This is a genomic window from Serratia surfactantfaciens (assembly GCF_001642805.2).
GTDB classification, from domain to species: Bacteria; Pseudomonadota; Gammaproteobacteria; order Enterobacterales; family Enterobacteriaceae; genus Serratia; species Serratia surfactantfaciens.
In genome coordinates this window covers 4,430,070-4,447,709 of record NZ_CP016948.1, presented here as the reverse complement: position 1 = coordinate 4,447,709, position 17,640 = coordinate 4,430,070, and the positions used below count along the sequence as shown (strand labels likewise).

At 55.9% G+C, this 17,640-nt stretch carries 17 protein-coding genes; all 17 read right to left on the bottom strand.

The annotated features are described in order from the left end of the window. Position 1: 1 nt before the first annotated feature. The 17 genes from pstC to asnC all read right to left on the bottom strand — a co-directional run bounded on the left by pstC (position 2) and on the right by asnC (position 17,623). The gene (gene pstC / locus ATE40_RS20815; RefSeq protein ID WP_004933822.1) at positions 2-958 is read right to left on the bottom strand and encodes a phosphate ABC transporter permease PstC; all 957 of its coding nucleotides are present in this window, start codon (positions 956-958) and stop codon (positions 2-4) included. A 90-nt stretch (positions 959-1,048) separates the two neighbouring features. Beyond that, on the bottom strand, positions 1,049-2,089 hold the full coding sequence (gene pstS, locus ATE40_RS20810) for a phosphate ABC transporter substrate-binding protein PstS (protein ID WP_063918282.1): 1,041 nt from the start codon (positions 2,087-2,089) through the stop codon (positions 1,049-1,051). A 336-nt stretch (positions 2,090-2,425) separates the two neighbouring features. After that, positions 2,426-4,255 (bottom strand): glutamine--fructose-6-phosphate transaminase (isomerizing), encoded by a 1,830-nt coding sequence (glmS, locus tag ATE40_RS20805; RefSeq protein ID WP_025160296.1) that lies wholly within the window; start codon positions 4,253-4,255, stop codon positions 2,426-2,428. A 150-nt stretch (positions 4,256-4,405) separates the two neighbouring features. Beyond that, positions 4,406-5,779: a bifunctional UDP-N-acetylglucosamine diphosphorylase/glucosamine-1-phosphate N-acetyltransferase GlmU gene (gene glmU, locus ATE40_RS20800; protein WP_063918283.1), complete on the bottom strand. Its 1,374-nt coding sequence runs from the start codon at positions 5,777-5,779 to the stop codon at positions 4,406-4,408. Between the two features lie 290 nt (positions 5,780-6,069). After that, entirely contained in the window at positions 6,070-6,489 is a 420-nt protein-coding gene (locus tag ATE40_RS20795) for a F0F1 ATP synthase subunit epsilon (RefSeq protein ID WP_004933814.1), read from the bottom strand. Positions 6,490-6,509: 20 nt separating this feature from the next. Next, entirely contained in the window at positions 6,510-7,892 is a 1,383-nt protein-coding gene (gene atpD / locus ATE40_RS20790; protein WP_004933813.1) for a F0F1 ATP synthase subunit beta, read from the bottom strand. Between the two features lie 32 nt (positions 7,893-7,924). Next, positions 7,925-8,788, bottom strand: a complete 864-nt coding sequence (atpG, locus tag ATE40_RS20785; protein ID WP_004933811.1) for a F0F1 ATP synthase subunit gamma — start codon at positions 8,786-8,788, stop codon at positions 7,925-7,927. A 59-nt stretch (positions 8,789-8,847) separates the two neighbouring features. Continuing rightward, complete coding sequence (atpA, locus tag ATE40_RS20780) at positions 8,848-10,389, bottom strand: F0F1 ATP synthase subunit alpha (protein ID WP_004933808.1); 1,542 nt, start codon at positions 10,387-10,389, stop codon at positions 8,848-8,850. A 12-nt stretch (positions 10,390-10,401) separates the two neighbouring features. Next, entirely contained in the window at positions 10,402-10,935 is a 534-nt protein-coding gene (atpH, locus tag ATE40_RS20775) for a F0F1 ATP synthase subunit delta (RefSeq protein WP_025160298.1), read from the bottom strand. Positions 10,936-10,949: 14 nt separating this feature from the next. Further along, positions 10,950-11,420 (bottom strand): F0F1 ATP synthase subunit B, encoded by a 471-nt coding sequence (gene atpF, locus ATE40_RS20770; protein ID WP_004933804.1) that lies wholly within the window; start codon positions 11,418-11,420, stop codon positions 10,950-10,952. A 57-nt stretch (positions 11,421-11,477) separates the two neighbouring features. Beyond that, a complete protein-coding gene (atpE, locus tag ATE40_RS20765; protein ID WP_004093904.1) occupies positions 11,478-11,717 on the bottom strand; it encodes a F0F1 ATP synthase subunit C in 240 nt (79 codons plus the stop codon). A 49-nt stretch (positions 11,718-11,766) separates the two neighbouring features. After that, positions 11,767-12,546, bottom strand: a complete 780-nt coding sequence (atpB, locus tag ATE40_RS20760; RefSeq protein WP_025160299.1) for a F0F1 ATP synthase subunit A — start codon at positions 12,544-12,546, stop codon at positions 11,767-11,769. A 22-nt stretch (positions 12,547-12,568) separates the two neighbouring features. Continuing rightward, the gene (atpI, locus tag ATE40_RS20755) at positions 12,569-12,952 is read right to left on the bottom strand and encodes a F0F1 ATP synthase subunit I (protein WP_004933796.1); all 384 of its coding nucleotides are present in this window, start codon (positions 12,950-12,952) and stop codon (positions 12,569-12,571) included. 639 nt (positions 12,953-13,591) lie between these two features. Continuing rightward, positions 13,592-14,212, bottom strand: a complete 621-nt coding sequence (gene rsmG / locus ATE40_RS20750; protein WP_019455475.1) for a 16S rRNA (guanine(527)-N(7))-methyltransferase RsmG — start codon at positions 14,210-14,212, stop codon at positions 13,592-13,594. 138 nt (positions 14,213-14,350) lie between these two features. After that, positions 14,351-16,240 (bottom strand): tRNA uridine-5-carboxymethylaminomethyl(34) synthesis enzyme MnmG, encoded by a 1,890-nt coding sequence (gene mnmG / locus ATE40_RS20745; RefSeq protein ID WP_019455474.1) that lies wholly within the window; start codon positions 16,238-16,240, stop codon positions 14,351-14,353. Positions 16,241-16,620: 380 nt separating this feature from the next. Then, positions 16,621-17,061: an FMN-binding protein MioC gene (mioC, locus tag ATE40_RS20740; protein WP_019455473.1), complete on the bottom strand. Its 441-nt coding sequence runs from the start codon at positions 17,059-17,061 to the stop codon at positions 16,621-16,623. A gap of 100 nt (positions 17,062-17,161) precedes the next feature. Next, positions 17,162-17,623, bottom strand: a complete 462-nt coding sequence (gene asnC / locus ATE40_RS20735) for a transcriptional regulator AsnC (protein ID WP_004933786.1) — start codon at positions 17,621-17,623, stop codon at positions 17,162-17,164. Between the last annotated feature and the right edge of the window lie 17 nt (positions 17,624-17,640).

Genomic DNA, 17,640 nt, shown 5'->3' with positions numbered 1-17,640 from the left:
GTTAACGCCCCTCATTCTTGGCCAGACGCATGATCATCAGTTTCGACAGCGCCAGCACGATAAAGGTGATAACAAACAGAATCAGGCCCAGCTCCATCAACGCGGCGGTGTGCACGCCGGACTCGGCTTCGGCGAATTCGTTGGCCAGCGCCGAGGTGATGCTGTTGCCCGGCATATACAGCGAAGCGCTGTCGAGCTGGTAGGTGTTGCCGATGATAAAAGTCACCGCCATGGTTTCCCCCAGCGCGCGGCCCAGGCCCAGCATCACGCCGCCGATAACGCCGTTTTTGGTGAACGGCAGCACGATGCGCCAGATGACTTCCCAGGTGGTGCAGCCGATGCCGTAGGCCGACTCTTTCATCATCACCGGGGTCTGTTCGAACACGTCGCGCATCACCGCGGCGATGTAAGGAATGATCATGATAGCCAGGATCACCCCGGCGGCCAGGATGCCGATGCCGAAGGCCGGGCCGGAGAACAGCTCGCCGACGATCGGAATGCCCGACAGCACTTCGCCCACCGGCGTCTGGAAATATTCGGCGAACAGCGGGGCGAACACGAACAGGCCCCACATGCCGTAGACGATGCTCGGAATGGCCGCTAACAGCTCAATGGCGATGCCCAGCGGCCGCTTCAACCAGTTCGGCGCCAGTTCGGTCAGGAACAGCGCGATGCCGAAACTGACCGGCACGGCGATGATCAGCGCGATAAGCGAGGTGACCACGGTGCCGTAGATCGGCACCAGCGCGCCGAACTGCTCCGCGGGCGCGTCCCACTCTTTGGTCCACAGGAAAGCGAAGCCGAATTTCTGCATGCTTGGCCAGGAGGCGAAGATCAGCGAAACGATGATGCCGCCCAGCAACAATAGGGTAATCAGCGCAGCCAGTCTCACCAGCGCGCTGAAAATGATGTCACCGTTTTTGCCCGGTGCTTTGATGGTCGGCTTGTACTCAGCCATAGATTACTCTCTGTTTGAACCCTGGCAGCCCCAACCGGGATTGGAGCCTGAAGAACTTGTGGGGCGCGGCGAACCCGCGCCCCTGCGTTGTTAGTACAGCGCTTTACCTGAACTGTCTTTTACGTTGGTTTTCCAGGCTGCACGCACCTGCTCAACCACTTCTTTCGGCAGGGTGGCGTAATCCAGCTCGTTAGCCTGTTTGCCGCCGGTTTTGTAGGCCCAGTCGAAGAACTTCAGCACTTCGGCACCCTGAGCAGGGTTTTTCTGCTCTTTGTGCACCAGAATGAAGGTGGTGGAGGTGATTGGCCACACGTTGTCGCCTTTCTGATCGGTCAGATCCTGAGCGAAGGTTTTGCTCCAATCCGCGCCTTTGGCGGCGTTGCTGAAGCTCTCTTCGGTCGGGCTGACCGGTTTGCCGTCGGCGGAAATCAGCTTGGTGTAAGCCAGGTTGTTCTGCTTGGCGTACGCGTATTCTACATAGCCGATAGAGCCAGGCAGACGCTGAACGAAGGCGGCGATGCCGTCGTTGCCTTTGCCGCCCAGACCGGTCGGCCAGTTAACGGTAGAACCGGCACCAATCTTCTCTTTCCACTGCGCGTTGGCCTTGGACAGGTAGCTGGTGAACACGAACGAGGTGCCGGAACCGTCGGCGCGGCGCACCACGGCGATGTTCTGGTCAGGCAGTTTCACGCCAGGGTTCAGCTTGGTGATAGCCGGATCGTTCCATTTTTTGACGTTGCCCAGGTAGATATCACCCAGGGTTTTACCGTCCAGAGTCAGTTCGCCGGATTTGATGCCCGGGATATTCACGGCCAGCACCACGCCGCCGATCACGGTCGGGAACTGGAACAGGCCATCGGCCGCCAGCTTGTCGTCAGACAGCGGGGCGTCGGAGGCGCCAAAGTCAACGGTGTTGGCCACGATTTGCTTCACGCCGCCAGAGGAGCCGATGCCCTGATAGTTAACTTTATTGCCGGTTTCTTTCTGATAAGAATCTGCCCACTTGGCGTAAACCGGAGCGGGGAATGTCGCACCTGCACCGGTCAGGCTGGCAGCAGCGAACGCGGACACGGCGGTCAGGGAGAAGGTCGCTGCCACAATACTGGCGACGGTGGTACGCATCAGTTTCATAATCCCTCCTAATGGGATATTTAAAATCGACTTCGAGTCGTTTTAATCAGAGTAAGTATTGCTGCAGGAGGGAAAATAGGACAGTTTGGTGACAGAAAAATGTACGCAATATGACAGTTATATTACAGCCTGTCTGAATGGTGTTTGTTTACTTATAAATCAATTCGTTAGATTAAAAACAGCGCAATTGCCAAACAATAAAAAAACCGTTTTGGCGCGACCTATCCGCTTGAATATGACAACCTTTATCGCCGAATCAACCTCGCCGTCATCTTTTACGTCGCTCATGAAAAAAGCCGGCGCGAAGGCCGGCTTTTGCAGTTTACCTGCGGCAAATTACTCTACGGTGACAGACTTCGCCAGGTTGCGCGGCTGGTCAACGTCGGTGCCTTTGATCAGCGCCACGTGGTAAGACAGCAGCTGCAACGGCACGGTGTAGAAGATAGGCGCCACGATTTCCTCGACGTGCGGCAGAGGAATGATGGTCATGCCTTCGCTGCTGACGAAACCGGCGTCCTGATCGGCGAACACGTACAGCTGACCGCCGCGCGCGCGCACTTCTTCAATGTTGGACTTCAGCTTTTCCAGCAGTTCGTTGTTCGGCGCCACGACGATCACCGGCATATCGGCATCGATCAGCGCCAGTGGGCCGTGTTTCAACTCGCCCGCCGCATAAGCTTCAGCATGAATATAGGAGATCTCTTTCAGCTTCAGCGCCCCTTCCATGGCGATCGGATACTGATCGCCGCGGCCGAGGAACAGCGCATGGTGCTTGTCGGAGAAACCTTCCGCCAGCGCTTCGATCTGTTTATCCATCGACAGCATTTGCTCGATGCGCGCCGGCAGCGCCTGCAGGCCGTGCACGATCTCTTGCTCCACGCTTTCCGCCATGCCTTTCAGGCGGCCCAGGCGCGCCACCAGCATCAACAGCACGGTAAGCTGAGTGGTGAAGGCTTTGGTCGAGGCGACGCCAATTTCCGTACCGGCTTTGGTCATCAGCGCCAGATCGGATTCGCGCACCAGCGAAGAGCCGGCAACGTTACAAACGGCCAGCGAACCGAGATAGCCCAGCTCTTTGGACAGACGCAGCGCCGCCAGGGTGTCGGCGGTTTCGCCGGACTGCGACAGGGTGATGATCAGGCTGCCCGGACGCACCGCCGATTTGCGGTAACGGAATTCGGACGCGATCTCGACGTCGCACGGCACGCCGGCCAGCGCTTCGAACCAGTAACGCGCCACCATGCCGGAGTGGTAAGACGTCCCGCAGGCGATGATCTGCACGTGCTGCACCTTGGCCAGCAACTCGTCGGCGTGTGGGCCCAGCTCGCTCAGGTTGATTTGGCCATGGCTGAAACGCCCTTCCAGGGTGTTTTTCAGCGCCAGCGGCTGTTCGTAGATCTCTTTTTGCATGTAGTGGCGGTAAGCGCCTTTGTCGCCGGCGTCATACTGCACCTGGGATTCGATCTCAGGGCGCTCGATGGCGTTGCCCTGCTTGTCGAAGATGTTGACGGTGCGGCGAGTCACTTCCACCACGTCGCCCTCTTCCAGGAAGATGAAGCGACGAGTCACCGGCAGCAGCGCCAGCTGATCGGAAGCGATGAAGTTTTCCCCGACGCCGCGGCCGATAACCAGCGGGCTGCCGGAGCGCGCAGCGACCAGCACGCTCGGATCGCGGCTGTCCATCACCACGGTGCCGTAGGCACCGCGCAGCTGCGGGATCACGCGCTGAACCACTTCCAGCAGCGTACCACCCTGCAGCTGTTCCCAGTGCACCAGATGGGCGATCACTTCGGTATCGGTTTCAGAACTGAAGCGGTAGCCGCGTTCGATCAGCAGTTCGCGCAGCGGTTCGTGGTTTTCGATGATGCCGTTATGCACCACGGTAATGTAGTCGGAAACATGCGGGTGCGCGTTCGCTTCGGTCGGTTCACCGTGCGTTGCCCAACGGGTGTGAGCGATGCCGGTACCGCCGTGCAGATCGGTCTGCTCCGCCGCTTCGGCCAGTTTTTGCACCTTGCCTACGCGACGCAGGCGACTGACGTTGCCCTGCGCGTCGACCACCGCCAGACCGGCGGAGTCATAACCGCGGTACTCGAGACGACGTAAACCTTCCAACAGGATTTCTGCGATATCACGTTGCGCTACTGCGCCTACAATTCCACACATCAGTTGTATTCCTAATGAACGCCCTTCATGGGCGCTTTCGATGCCTTGACCTGATTTTTGCCGGTTTTTACCGTGCAGCCCCGAGCCTGTAGATGGTGGGGTTATTATGTTTTGTATTGGGCTCGTGAACGGAGCCCAACGCAAAACACACTATGACTTCTTCTTCACCGGACGTTGCCAGCCCTGAATATGCACCTGCTTGACGCGGCTCAGCACCAGTTCGTTCTCGGCGATATCGCGCGTCACCGTGGTGCCGGCGGCGATGGTGGAGCCTTTGCCGACCGACACCGGCGCCACCAGCTGAGTATCGGAACCGACGAACACGCCGTCGCCGATCAGCGTCTTGTGCTTGTTGGCGCCATCGTAGTTGCAGGTGATGGTGCCGGCGCCAATATTCACGTCATCGCCAATTTCGGCATCGCCCAGGTAGCTGAGGTGACCGGCCTTGGAGCCTTTGCCCAGACGCGCCTTCTTCATTTCCACGAAGTTGCCGACGTGAGCACCTACCGCCAGCTCCGCGCCAGGGCGCAGGCGGGCGAACGGCCCCACGGTGCACTCGGCTGCCAACACGCTGTCTTCCAGCACGCTGTAAGGGCTGATCTCGCAGTCATCACCGATCACGCAGTTTTTCAGCACGCAGCCGGCGCCGATTTTCACCCGGTCGCCCAGCTTGACGCGGCCTTCGATAATCACGTTCGCATCAATAGTGATGTCGCGACCGTGAACAAGTTCCCCGCGCAGATCGAAACGCGCCGGATCCAGCAGCATCACACCGGCCAACAGCAGTTTTTCAGACTGTTCCGACTGGAATACACGCTCCAGGCTCGCCAGCTGCAGGCGGTTGTTCACGCCTTCCACTTCGCTCAGACGCGACGGGTGCACGGCTTCGATTTTCTTGCCGTCGGCATGGGCCAACGCAATGATATCGGTAATGTAAAACTCGCCCTGGGCGTTGTCGTTATTCAACATTCCCAGCCAGCGTTTCAGATCTCGACCATTCGCCACCAGGATGCCGGTATTGATCTCGTTGATTTGACGCTGCGCTTCGCTGGCGTCTTTATGCTCTACGATGCCCACCACGTCGCCGTTCTCGCGAACGATGCGGCCATAGCCGCTCGGGTCATCCAGCTTGACCGTCAGCAGGCCGATGCCGCCCTGCGGCTTGGCCGCCAACAGGCGTTGCAGCGTATCGACGGAGATCAACGGCACGTCGCCGTACAGCATCAGCACGTCTTCATCGTCGGCAAAATGTGGCGCGGCCTGCTGCATTGCATGACCGGTACCCAGTTGCTCGGCCTGCAGTACCCAGTTCAGCGCGCCGTCAGTCAACGTGCTTTTCAACAGATCGCCACCGTGGCCGTATACCAGGTGAACCTGTTGCGCACCCAGCTTCATCGCGGCGTCAATGACGTGCTGCACCATCGGCTTGCCGGCCAACGGGTGCAACACTTTGGGAAGATCGGAATACATGCGCGTACCCTTGCCCGCGGCGAGGATAACCACGCTCATTGCGCTGTTCGACATAAGCAACCTGATAACTCCATTTTGATAGACGAAAGTAAAACCGTTTAGCGACGATATTACTACATATTTCTCTGCACGAACCCGGCGCAGACCGCGTGGGCCTTGGCCTGCCGCTATCGCGGCCAATTCGGCGCCGGGGCGAAAAAATTGTCGGCGATCGGCGACGTTTCTTTCCCGATATCAGGGGTTATACACCACTCTGCACGCCGGGCTGAAATGCTTATTTTAAAGTAAAAAAAAAGCGACCCTATAGGCCGCTTTCTTAAAGTTGGGTGCTATGCACCCAAACATTACATCGCTTTTCTGGTGAGCTCGATAACGCGCAGTTTTGCGATCGCTTTCGCCAGTTCAGCGGATGCCTGAGCATAGTCGACATCGCCATGAGAGCTGCGAATGTGTTCTTCAGCTTTACGCTTAGCTTCCAACGCTCTCGCTTCGTCGAGGTCAGTACCACGGATAGCAGTGTCCGCCAGCACGGTAACCACGCTCGGCTGCACCTCGAGGATGCCGCCGGACAGGTAGATGAACTCTTCTTCACCGTGCTGCTTAACAATACGCACCATGCCAGGCTTGATGGCAGTCAGCAGCGGCGCATGGCCAGGGAAGATCCCCAGTTCACCTTCGCTGCCTGTCACCTGGATCTTCTGCACCAGGCCGGAAAACATCTGTTTTTCCGCGCTGACTACATCCAGATGGTAAGTCATAGCCATATCACCCTCCTCTCAAGGCGTTACAGTTTCTTGGCTTTTTCCACTGCTTCTTCAATGGTGCCAACCATGTAGAACGCCTGCTCCGGCAGGTGGTCATAGTCGCCGTCCATAATGCCTTTGAAACCACGGATGGTGTCTTTCAGCGATACGAACTTGCCCGGAGAACCGGTGAAGACTTCTGCCACGAAGAACGGCTGAGACAGGAAGCGTTGGATCTTACGCGCACGGGATACGACCAGTTTGTCTTCTTCAGACAGCTCGTCCATACCCAGGATCGCGATGATATCTTTCAGTTCCTGGTAGCGTTGCAGAATGGACTGCACGCCACGCGCTACGTCGTAGTGCTCCTGGCCAACTACCAGCGGATCCAGCTGACGGCTGGTGGAATCCAGCGGGTCAACGGCCGGGTAGATACCCAGAGAAGCGATGTTACGGCTCAGTACCACGGTTGCGTCCAAGTGCGCAAAGGTGGTGGCTGGAGACGGGTCAGTCAAGTCATCCGCAGGAACGTAAACGGCCTGTACGGAAGTGATCGAACCGGTCTTGGTCGAGGTGATACGTTCTTGCAGAACGCCCATCTCTTCCGCCAGCGTTGGCTGATAACCTACCGCGGATGGCATACGGCCCAGAAGTGCGGACACTTCGGTACCAGCCAGGGTGTAACGGTAGATGTTGTCAACGAACAGCAGAACGTCGCGGCCTTCGTCACGGAATTTCTCCGCCATGGTCAGACCGGTCAGCGCAACGCGCAGACGGTTACCTGGTGGCTCGTTCATCTGGCCGTAAACCAGGGATACTTTGTCCAGAACGTTGGAGTCGGTCATTTCGTGGTAGAAGTCGTTACCCTCACGAGTACGCTCGCCCACGCCCGCAAACACGGAATAACCGGAGTGCTCGATCGCGATGTTACGGATCAGCTCCATCATGTTTACGGTTTTACCTACGCCCGCACCGCCGAACAGACCGACTTTACCGCCCTTGGCGAATGGACAAATCAGGTCCATTACCTTGATACCGGTTTCCAGCAGTTCTTGGGAGCTGGACAGCTCTTCGTAGCTTGGTGCCGCGCGGTGAATCGCCCAACGCTCTTCTTCGCCGATGTCGCCTTTCATGTCGATCGGTTGACCCAATACGTTCATGATACGGCCCAGGGTCGCTTTACCCACCGGCACTTCAATCGGGTGGTCCAGGTTGTTCACTTTCAGACCGCGACGCAGACCGTCGGAGGTCCCCATTGCGATACAGCGAACCACGCCACCGCCCAGCTGTTGCTGAACTTCCAACACCAGTTTTTCGGTGCCGTTTTCTACCTCAAGGGCATCGTACACTTTTGGTACGGCATCCTGAGGGAACTCGACGTCCACCACGGCGCCGATTACCTGGATAATCTTTCCAGTAGCCATCTTGAATCCTCTACGTAATTCGTAAACCTAGCTTAAACCGCGGAGGCTCCCGAAACGATCTCGGTGAGTTCCTGAGTGATGCTGGCCTGACGCGCCTTGTTGTATACCAACTGCAGCTCTTTGATCAGGCTACCGCCGTTATCGGTTGCGGCTTTCATCGCGACCATTCGTGCGGCCTGCTCGCTGGCCAGGTTTTCCACGACGCCCTGATAAACCTGCGACTCCACATAGCGGCGCAGCAAGGTATCAAGCAGCACTTTTGGATCGGGTTCATACAGGTAATCCCAAGGCGTTTTCTTCAGCTCTTCGTCATCGGCTGGCGGTAACGGCAGCAGCTGAAGCACCTGCGGCTCTTGGGACATCGTATTAACAAATTTGTTGCTGACAATGTACAGCTTGTCCAAACGACCTTCGTCGTAGGCCTGCAGCATCACTTTCACCGGCCCGATCAGATCCGACAGGGAAGGTTTGTCCCCCATGCCGGTCACCTGGGCAACTACGTTGCCGCCCACGGAACCAAAGAAAGAGGCCGCTTTAGAGCCAATCAGCGCCAAATCGGTTTCGACGCCTTTTTCGGACCAGGCTTTCATCTCCGCCAGCAGCTTTTTGAACAGGTTGATGTTCAAGCCGCCGCAGAGACCACGGTCAGTAGACACCACCAGATACCCGACGCGCTTAACGTCACGCTCATCCAGGTACGGGTGCTTGTACTCCAGATTCCCTAACGCAAGGTGACCAATCACTTTGCGCATGGTCTCTGCATAAGGACGGCTGGCCGCCATGCGATCCTGCGATTTACGCATTTTGGAGGCGGCGACCATTTCCATCGCTTTAGTGATCTTTTGCGTGTTTTGCACGCTAGCGATCTTACTACGTATCTCTTTTGCGCCGGCCATCTCTGCTTCTCCTCAGTGCCAGACGGCCTGCTGTCTTTCAACAGCAGGACCGTTCGGCGTTACCAGGACTGGGTTTTCTTGAAGGTCTCGAGGATGTCTTTCAACTTGCCCTCGATCTCATCATTGAAGTTGCCAGTTTGGTTGATGTGGTTCAGCAGCTCGGCGTGCTCGCGGTCCGCATAGGCTACCAGCGCGGCTTCGAAGCTCACCACTTTGGCGACTTCGACGTCGTTCAGGTAACCGCGTTCTGCGGCAAACAGCACCAGAGACTGTTGTGCGACCGACATCGGCGCATACTGTTTCTGTTTCAGCAGCTCGGTCACTTTCTGACCGTGGCTCAGCTGTTTGCGGGTCGCGTCGTCCAGATCGGATGCGAACTGGGAGAACGCAGCCAATTCACGATACTGCGCCAGCGCGGTACGGATACCGCCGGACAGTTTCTTCATGATCTTGGTCTGCGCGGCGCCACCAACACGGGATACGGAGATACCCGGGTTAACTGCCGGACGAATACCGGAGTTGAACAGGTTGGATTCCAGGAAGATCTGACCATCGGTAATCGAGATTACGTTGGTCGGAACGAACGCGGAAACGTCACCCGCCTGGGTTTCAATGATCGGCAGAGCGGTCAGTGAACCGGTTTGGCCTTTAACTTCACCTTTGGTGAAGGCTTCAACGTATTCGGCGTTAACGCGCGCTGCACGCTCCAGCAAACGGGAGTGCAGGTAGAATACGTCGCCTGGGTAAGCTTCACGACCTGGCGGACGACGAAGCAGCAGGGAAATCTGGCGGTAAGCAACGGCCTGTTTGGACAGGTCATCGTACACGATCAGCGCATCTTCACCGCGGTCACGGAAGTATTCGCCCATTGCGCAACCGGCGTATGGCGCCAGGTATTGCAGTGCAGCAGACTCGGAAGCGGTCGCCACTACCACGATGGTGTTGGCCAGTGCGCCGTGCTCTTCCAGTTTGCGCACCACGTTAGCGATGGTGGAAGCTTTCTGGCCGATAGCCACGTAAACGCATTTGATGCCGGAGTCGCGTTGGTTGATGATCGCATCGATCGCCAGCGCGGTTTTACCGGTCTGACGGTCACCGATCACCAGCTCACGCTGGCCACGGCCGATTGGAATCATGGCGTCAACGGATTTGTAGCCAGTCTGAACCGGCTGATCAACGGACTGACGCTCGATAACGCCTGGCGCGATAGCTTCTACCGGAGAGAAACCGTCGTTCTCAATCGGGCCTTTGCCGTCGATTGGTGCGCCCAGGGTGTTAACTACGCGGCCCAGCAGACCACGACCGACTGGAACTTCCAGGATACGGCCGGTGCATTTCACCTTCATGCCTTCGGCCAGATCCGCGTACGGACCCATGACCACGGCACCGACGGAGTCGCGCTCCAGGTTCAATGCGATTGCGTAACGGTTGCCAGGCAGCGCGATCATTTCGCCCTGCATAACTTCGGCCAGGCCGTGTACGCGGATGATCCCGTCGCTGACGGAAACGATAGTACCTTCATTGTGAGCTTCGCTCACTACATTGAACTGAGCAATGCGCTGCTTGATCAGTTCGCTGATTTCGGTGGAATTCAGTTGCATGCTCCAGTCCCCTTAAGACTGCAAGACGTCTGTCAGGCGTTCAAGACGACCGCGAACGCTGCCATCAATCACCATATCGCCGGCGCGAACAACGATGCCGGCCAGTACAGACTTGTCAATTTTGCAATTCAGCTTAACTTTGCGTGACAGACGTTTTTCCATCGCAGCGGCGATTTTCGCCTGCTGTTCGTCGCTCAGCGCGCTCGCAGAGAGCACTTCGACTTCGACGGTGGATTCCAGCGAGGCGCGCAGTTCGATGAACTGCTGCAGCACGGCAGGAAGAACCAGTAAACGTCCATTTTCGGCCATTACACGGATAAAGTTCTGGCCATGTTCGTCGAGCCGATCGCCACAAACCGCGATGAACGTCTTGGACAGCGTTTCTGGCGCAACCGCGCCAGACAGCAGTTCAGAAATCTGTTCATTGCGAGTGACTTCAGCCGCAAACGCCAGCATGTCCTGCCAGCGCTCTACGCTTTGGTGCTCAACGGCAAAGTCAAAAGCTGCTTTGGCGTAGGGGCGAGCTACAGTTACAAATTCAGACATCAGCCCCTCCCTCCTTACAGTTCAGCGACCAGTTTATCAACGATGTCGCTGTTAGCAGCTTCATCCACGGAACGTTCGATGATCTTCTCGGCGCCGGCAATTGCCAGCATCGCGACTTGCTTACGCAACTCTTCACGAGCGCGCTTACGTTCGGCTTCGATCTCAGCCTGAGCCTGCGCCACGATTTTGTTACGTTCCTGCTCGGCTTCGGCTTTCGCTTCATCCATGATCTGAGCTTTGCGTTTGTTCGCTTGCTCGATGATCACCTGAGCTTCTGCTTTAGCAGTTTTCAGCTGGTCGGTCGCATTGGCTTGCGCTAAGTCCAGATCTTTTTTGGCACGCTCTGCAGAAGCGAGGCCGTCAGCGATTTCTTTCTGACGTTTCTCGATGGCAGCCATGATCGGCGGCCATACGTACTTCATGCAGAACCAGACAAACAGAACGAACGCGATGGCCTGGCCGAGGATTGTTGCGTTAAGATTCACAGCACAATGCCTCTTTAAAAGTTAATAGTTTGGTTACGTCGTAGAGGATTGCTCTACTTACGCGACGGCGAACATCACGTACAGACCCAGACCTACAGCGATCATCGGGATGGCGTCGACCAGACCCATAACGATAAAGAACTGTGTACGCAGCAGAGGAATCAGGTCAGGCTGACGAGCAGCGCCTTCCAAGAATTTACCACCCAGGATGCCGATACCGATCGCAGCACCGATTGCCGCTAAACCCATCATCACAGCGGCAGCCATGTACAGCAGATCCATACTCAGGTTTTCCATGACAGTCTCCAGTTTGTTTCAGTTTAAAAGTGCAAGTGTTTTAAGAAAATCAGTGCTCTTCAGACGCCATCGACAGATAGACGATCGTCAGAACCATGAAAATAAAGGCTTGAAGCGTAATGATCAGGATGTGGAAGATAGCCCAAGGCAAGCTCAGGACCCACTGTGACCACCACGGCAACAGGCCGGCAATCAGGATGAAGATCAACTCACCCGCATACATGTTGCCGAACAGTCGCAGACCCAGTGAAACAGGTTTGGACAGCAGGCTGACACCTTCAAGAATCAGGTTGATAGGAATGAATACAGGGTGGTTGAACGGCTGCATGGTCAACTCTTTAACGAACCCGCCAACGCCTTTCATTTTGATGCTATAGAACAGAATCAGGATAAACACGCCCAGCGCCATAGACAGCGTGACGTTCACGTCGGCGGTAGGCACTACGCGCAGCGCAGGCAGACCGAGAACGTGAGTGCCGAGATAAGGCAGGAAGTCTACCGGAATCAGGTCCATCAGGTTCATCAGGAACACCCAGACGAACACGGTCAGTGCCAGCGGCGCAATCACCTTGCTCTTGCCGTGGTACATGTCGCGCACGCTGCTGTCGACGAAACCGACCACCAGCTCCACGGCGGTTTGCAGTTTACCCGGCACGCCGCTGGTGGCGTTTTTGGCCACTTTGCGGAAGATCACCAGGAAGAGCGCCCCGAGGACGACGGAGAAAAACATCGAGTCGAGGTTAATCGACCAAAACCCAGTCCCGACCTGAAGCTGCGTCAGGTGGTGACCGATATACTCCTGTGGAGTCAAGACTTCTCCTGCAGACATGATGCCTCTTACCCTTATTTAGTTAAGTTCGGTAACTGTTAATCACGGCCGGTGCCACTATCTGCACCACTAACACCGCTAAATAGGTCAGGCCAAGCGGTATAAACTCCGCCTTGAACACCCCCAGCGCCACGATCAGCAAAACGATGGTGATCACGACCTTTAGCCCCTCGCCGATGGCGAACGACCAGGCAACCCTACCGGGCGCCGGCGTTTGCGCCTGATGGCGCAAGGCAAACAGCATAAACATTGCACTCGGCAACCAGGCGGCAAGACCGCCCGCCAGCGCCGAAGCGCTCCATTCCGGGCTTTTCAGCCAGAAAGCAACGCTGATCAGAACAAAAGTCATTAACTGCAAAAACAGCAGTTTGCGTGCGACTTTCCCGCTGTATAGGGACACAGACATGACGTTTGTTCTCTCCGTACCCCAGGGGGGGTATGCTGAGTGACGTATACAACTGTTTTTGCTGTCCTGAGTCAAGCAGCAAAAAACGAGCAAATTATACGGGGCATACCAACGAATTCAATCGATAAGTAGCGAAAAGGTGAACAATTATTTAAATTTCCCTATTCCAGCCTATTTTCACAAGAAAACGGTCGGAATAATAGGGCGCATTTAATTGTCTGATTATTCCAGCGTTGCGTTTAGAAACGCGAAGCCGATCACAGTAATGTCCCTTCCTGATTTATAGCCGATGGTCAATCAAACAGTCTTTAGCAATTTGAGCGATCAAAAGATTATATAAATCAAAACATTATCAGTTAACTGTTCAAAAACAATCCGTATACCCGATGAAAACCTTTTATTGACAAGCAGCGGGGCAATATTCCAACAGCCAATTAACATTAGCAGCAAAGGCAAATCTTTCGCACATGATTGCTAACGTGACTATTTCCAAATGCAATTACTCTATTGTCGCTAATTAGCCGCGTTTTTTGTGTTAATAGAAAGTAAATTAACTAAAAAAAGCGACCAACTAATTAGCCTGCTTACCTTTACACACCGTACTACCGTTAATTCACGCTTGTTTGATCAAAAACAAACTCAGTTTGCCTTAAGAACCACCAGATGGCGTTCGCCTTCCAGTTCTGGCACCTGCAGCCGCACGATGGACTCCAGGCTGATGCCTGCCGGCAGCTGCGCCAACTCTTCATCCGGGCGCACGCCTTTCAGCGCGTAAAAACGCCCCTGCCCTTTCGCCGGCAAATGGTGACACCAGGACAGCATATCCTGCAGCGAAGCGAACGCCCGGCTGATCACGCCGTCGAACGGCGGCTCGGCCGGAAACTCCTCAACGCGGCTCTGCACCGGCTCGATATTGTTCAGGCCCAGCTCATGCTGCACCTGGCGCAGGAATCGCACGCGCTTGCCCAGGCTGTCGAGCAGCGTGAAATGCGCATCCGGACGAACGATCGCCAGTGGGATGCCCGGCAAACCGGGGCCGGTGCCAACATCGATAAAACGCGATCCCTGCAGATGCGGGTTGACCACGATACTGTCGAGGATGTGGCGCACCAGCATTTGCTGCGGATCGCGCACCGACGTCAGGTTATAAGCCTTGTTCCACTTATCCAGCATGCCGACATAACCCAGCAGCTGCTGTTTCTGCTGATCGGGCAGCTCAATGCCTGCTGCCGCGAGCAGCGAGTCTAATTTTTTTTGCACAACGGATCCTCTGGCAGGCGCTGAACGACCAGCGGATGGTCAGCTGGCGCAATGAGGCGACTATGATAATTCAGGGCACATGTGATGTCAGCGGCCGTTTGGCTACGGGATGAGCAAACGGCCGCCTGGATGCGGGATTTATGCGCTGCGGCGCAGCAGTCCCTGCTTTTTCAGCCAGATCAGCAGAATTGAGATCGCCGCCGGCGTAATGCCGGAAATGCGCGAAGCCTGCCCGATGGAGTTCGGTTTGTGATCGTTCAACTTGGCGATCACCTCGTTCGACAGCCCCGACACCTGACGGTAATCAAGATCCAGCGGCAGCACGGTGTTCTCGTTGCGCTGCTGTTTTTCGATCTCTTCCTGCTGGCGAGCGATATAGCCTTCGTATTTGACCTGGATCTCGACCTGTTCGGCAGCCTGCACATCCTCCAGCGGCGGCGCGAAGGCGTCGATGCCGGTCAATTGCGCGTAATCCATCTCAGGACGGCGCAGCAACTCTTCGCCGTTCGCTTCACGCGACAGCGGCGCTTTCAGCAATGCATTGACCTGTTCTACGTTCTCGGCGTGCGGATGCATCCAGATGTCGCGCAGGCGTTGACGTTCACGTTCGATTCGCTCCAGCTTCTCGCTGTAACGCGCCCAGCGCACGTCGTCCACCAGACCGAGTTCACGGCCTTTTTCCGTCAGACGGAGATCGGCGTTGTCTTCACGTAGCATCAGACGATACTCGGCGCGCGAGGTAAACATGCGATACGGCTCTTTGGTGCCGAGGGTGCTGAGATCGTCCACCAGCACGCCCAGGTAGGCCTGATCGCGACGCGGTGCCCAGCCCTCTTGTTCGTCGGCGAAGCGGCCGGCGTTCAGGCCGGCCAACAGGCCCTGTGCGGCGGCTTCTTCATAGCCGGTAGTGCCGTTGATCTGGCCGGCGAAGAACAGGCCTTGAATAAATTTGCTTTCCAGCGTCGGTTTCAGATCGCGTGGATCGAAGAAATCGTACTCGATAGCATAACCAGGGCGAATAATACGCGCGTTCTGCATCCCTTCCATTGAACGGACGATCTGCATCTGTACGTCGAACGGCAGGCTGGTGGAAATCCCGTTAGGGTAAATCTCGTTGCTGGTCAGGCCTTCTGGCTCGAGGAAGATCTGGTGCGCGTTGCGATCGGCAAAACGCATGACCTTGTCTTCGATCGACGGGCAGTAACGTGGACCGATCCCTTCGATGATCCCGGCATACATCGGGCTGCGATCGAGGTTATTGCGGATCACGTCATGCGTTTTTTCATTGGTGTGGGTGATGTAGCACGCCATTTGTTCCGGGTGCTGGCTGGCATTGCCCAGGAACGAGAATACCGGCACCGGTGTATCGCCGTGTTGTGGTGCCAGTACGCTGAAATCGATAGTGCGGGCGTCGATGCGCGGTGGGGTACCGGTTTTCAAACGGTTGACGCGCAGCGGCAGTTCACGCAAACGCTGCGACAGCGAGATCGACGGAGGATCCCCGGCGCGGCCGCCGCTGTAATTTTCCAGGCCGATATGGATCTTGCCGTCCAGGAAGGTGCCTACGGTCAATACCACCGCCTTGGCGCGGAATTTCAGCCCCATTTGGGTTACAGCGCCCACGACGCGATCGTTTTCGACGATCAGATCCTCAACCGGCTGTTGGAAGATCATCAGGTTGGGCTGATTCTCCAGCGCGGTGCGAATCGCCTGGCGATACAGTACGCGGTCAGCCTGAGCGCGTGTGGCGCGAACCGCAGGACCTTTGCTGGCGTTTAGTATCCTAAACTGAATGCCGGCATGGTCGATCGCCGTCGCCATCAGGCCGCCGAGTGCATCAATTTCCTTAACCAGATGCCCTTTACCAATACCGCCAATCGCCGGGTTGCAGGACATCTGCCCCAGCGTATCGATATTGTGTGTCAATAATAAAGTCTGACGCCCCATGCGTGCCGCAGCCATCGCGGCCTCGGTACCTGCATGACCACCACCGATGATGATGACGTCAAATTGATCTGGATAAAACATGGAACTGCACCTCGCCGTATTGCGAACGATCGTATTTGCCCTGGGGTTGGGGATTCTACTCAAGTTTAGACGATCGACCAAGTGGTCAGGATCGTCGGTAATTAAAAGAAGATCTTTTTTATTTAAAGATCTCTTTATTGGATCTCTTATTAGGATCGCGATCCTCTGTGGATAAGTGACTATTCACGATGAAGATCAGCAGATTAAGGAGGATCGTTTGCTGTGAATGATCGGTGATCCCGACGCAGATAAGCTGGGATCTAAAAGGCTTGTTATGCACAGGACAAAAAGCGACCTACGGTTGTTATTTGGATAACTACGGCTTTTACCCTGCTTTTAAGCATAGTTATCCACAATCGTTCGCGCGATCTTTCGCCGAATTAGAGTAAATTAATCCAGTTTTTTACCCATTCCTCTGCCGGATCCTCGGGAATTTCATGCTCGGTCACGTCGATCTCGAGACGATCGCCGATCCTTTTCGCGCCTCTGGCGATCAACAGATCGTCGATCAGTTTGATCGCGCCGCAGAAGGTGTCGTATTCCGAACTGCCCAAACCGACGGCGCCGAACTGCACCTCGGAGAGATCCGGTTGCTGTTCGGCGATCTGTTCCAGCAGAGGCTGAAGGTTATCCGGCAATTCGCCGGCGCCGTGTGTGGAGGAGACCACCAGCCAGCGGCCGCTCAACGGCAGTTCATCCAGTTCAGGGCCGTGCAGCATCTCGGTAGAGAAACCCGCGTCTTCCAGCTTTTCAGCCAAATGTTCAGCCACGTATTCGGCGCTGCCAAGCGTACTGCCACTGATCAGAGTAATGTCTGCCATGAACCAACGATCCCAACCTTCTCACTCAAAGTGGCTGCATTGTACGCTGTGAATCGGCTGGGATCTACCTGTGGATAATGTGGGTATGCAATTTGGCGGGTTACGGCACGATGGTACGCATGATGGGGTTCTGCAGCGAGATCAGCGTTTCTGTCGACTGGATCTCGTCGATGGTCTGGATCTTGTTGATAAGTACCTGTTGCAGCGCATCGATCGATCGGCACATCACTTTAATGAAGACGCTATAGTGGCCGGTGGTGTAATAGGCTTCCACCACTTCCTCCAGGCTTTCCAGTTTCTTCAGCGCCGAAGGATAGTCCTTGGCGCTCTTCAATATGATGCCGATAAAGCAGCACACGTCGTAGCCCAGCTGTTTGGGGCTGACGTCGATGCGCGCGCCGGTGATGATCCCGGCCTGTTTCATCTTCTCCACCCGCACATGAATGGTGCCTGGGCTGACGGCAAAGTTTTTCGCCAGCTCGGCGTACGGCGTACGCGCGTTGTCCATCAGGGCGTTGAGGATGCCGCGATCGAGATTATCGATCTGATAAATTTCCGCCATTTAATCCCCCATTAATT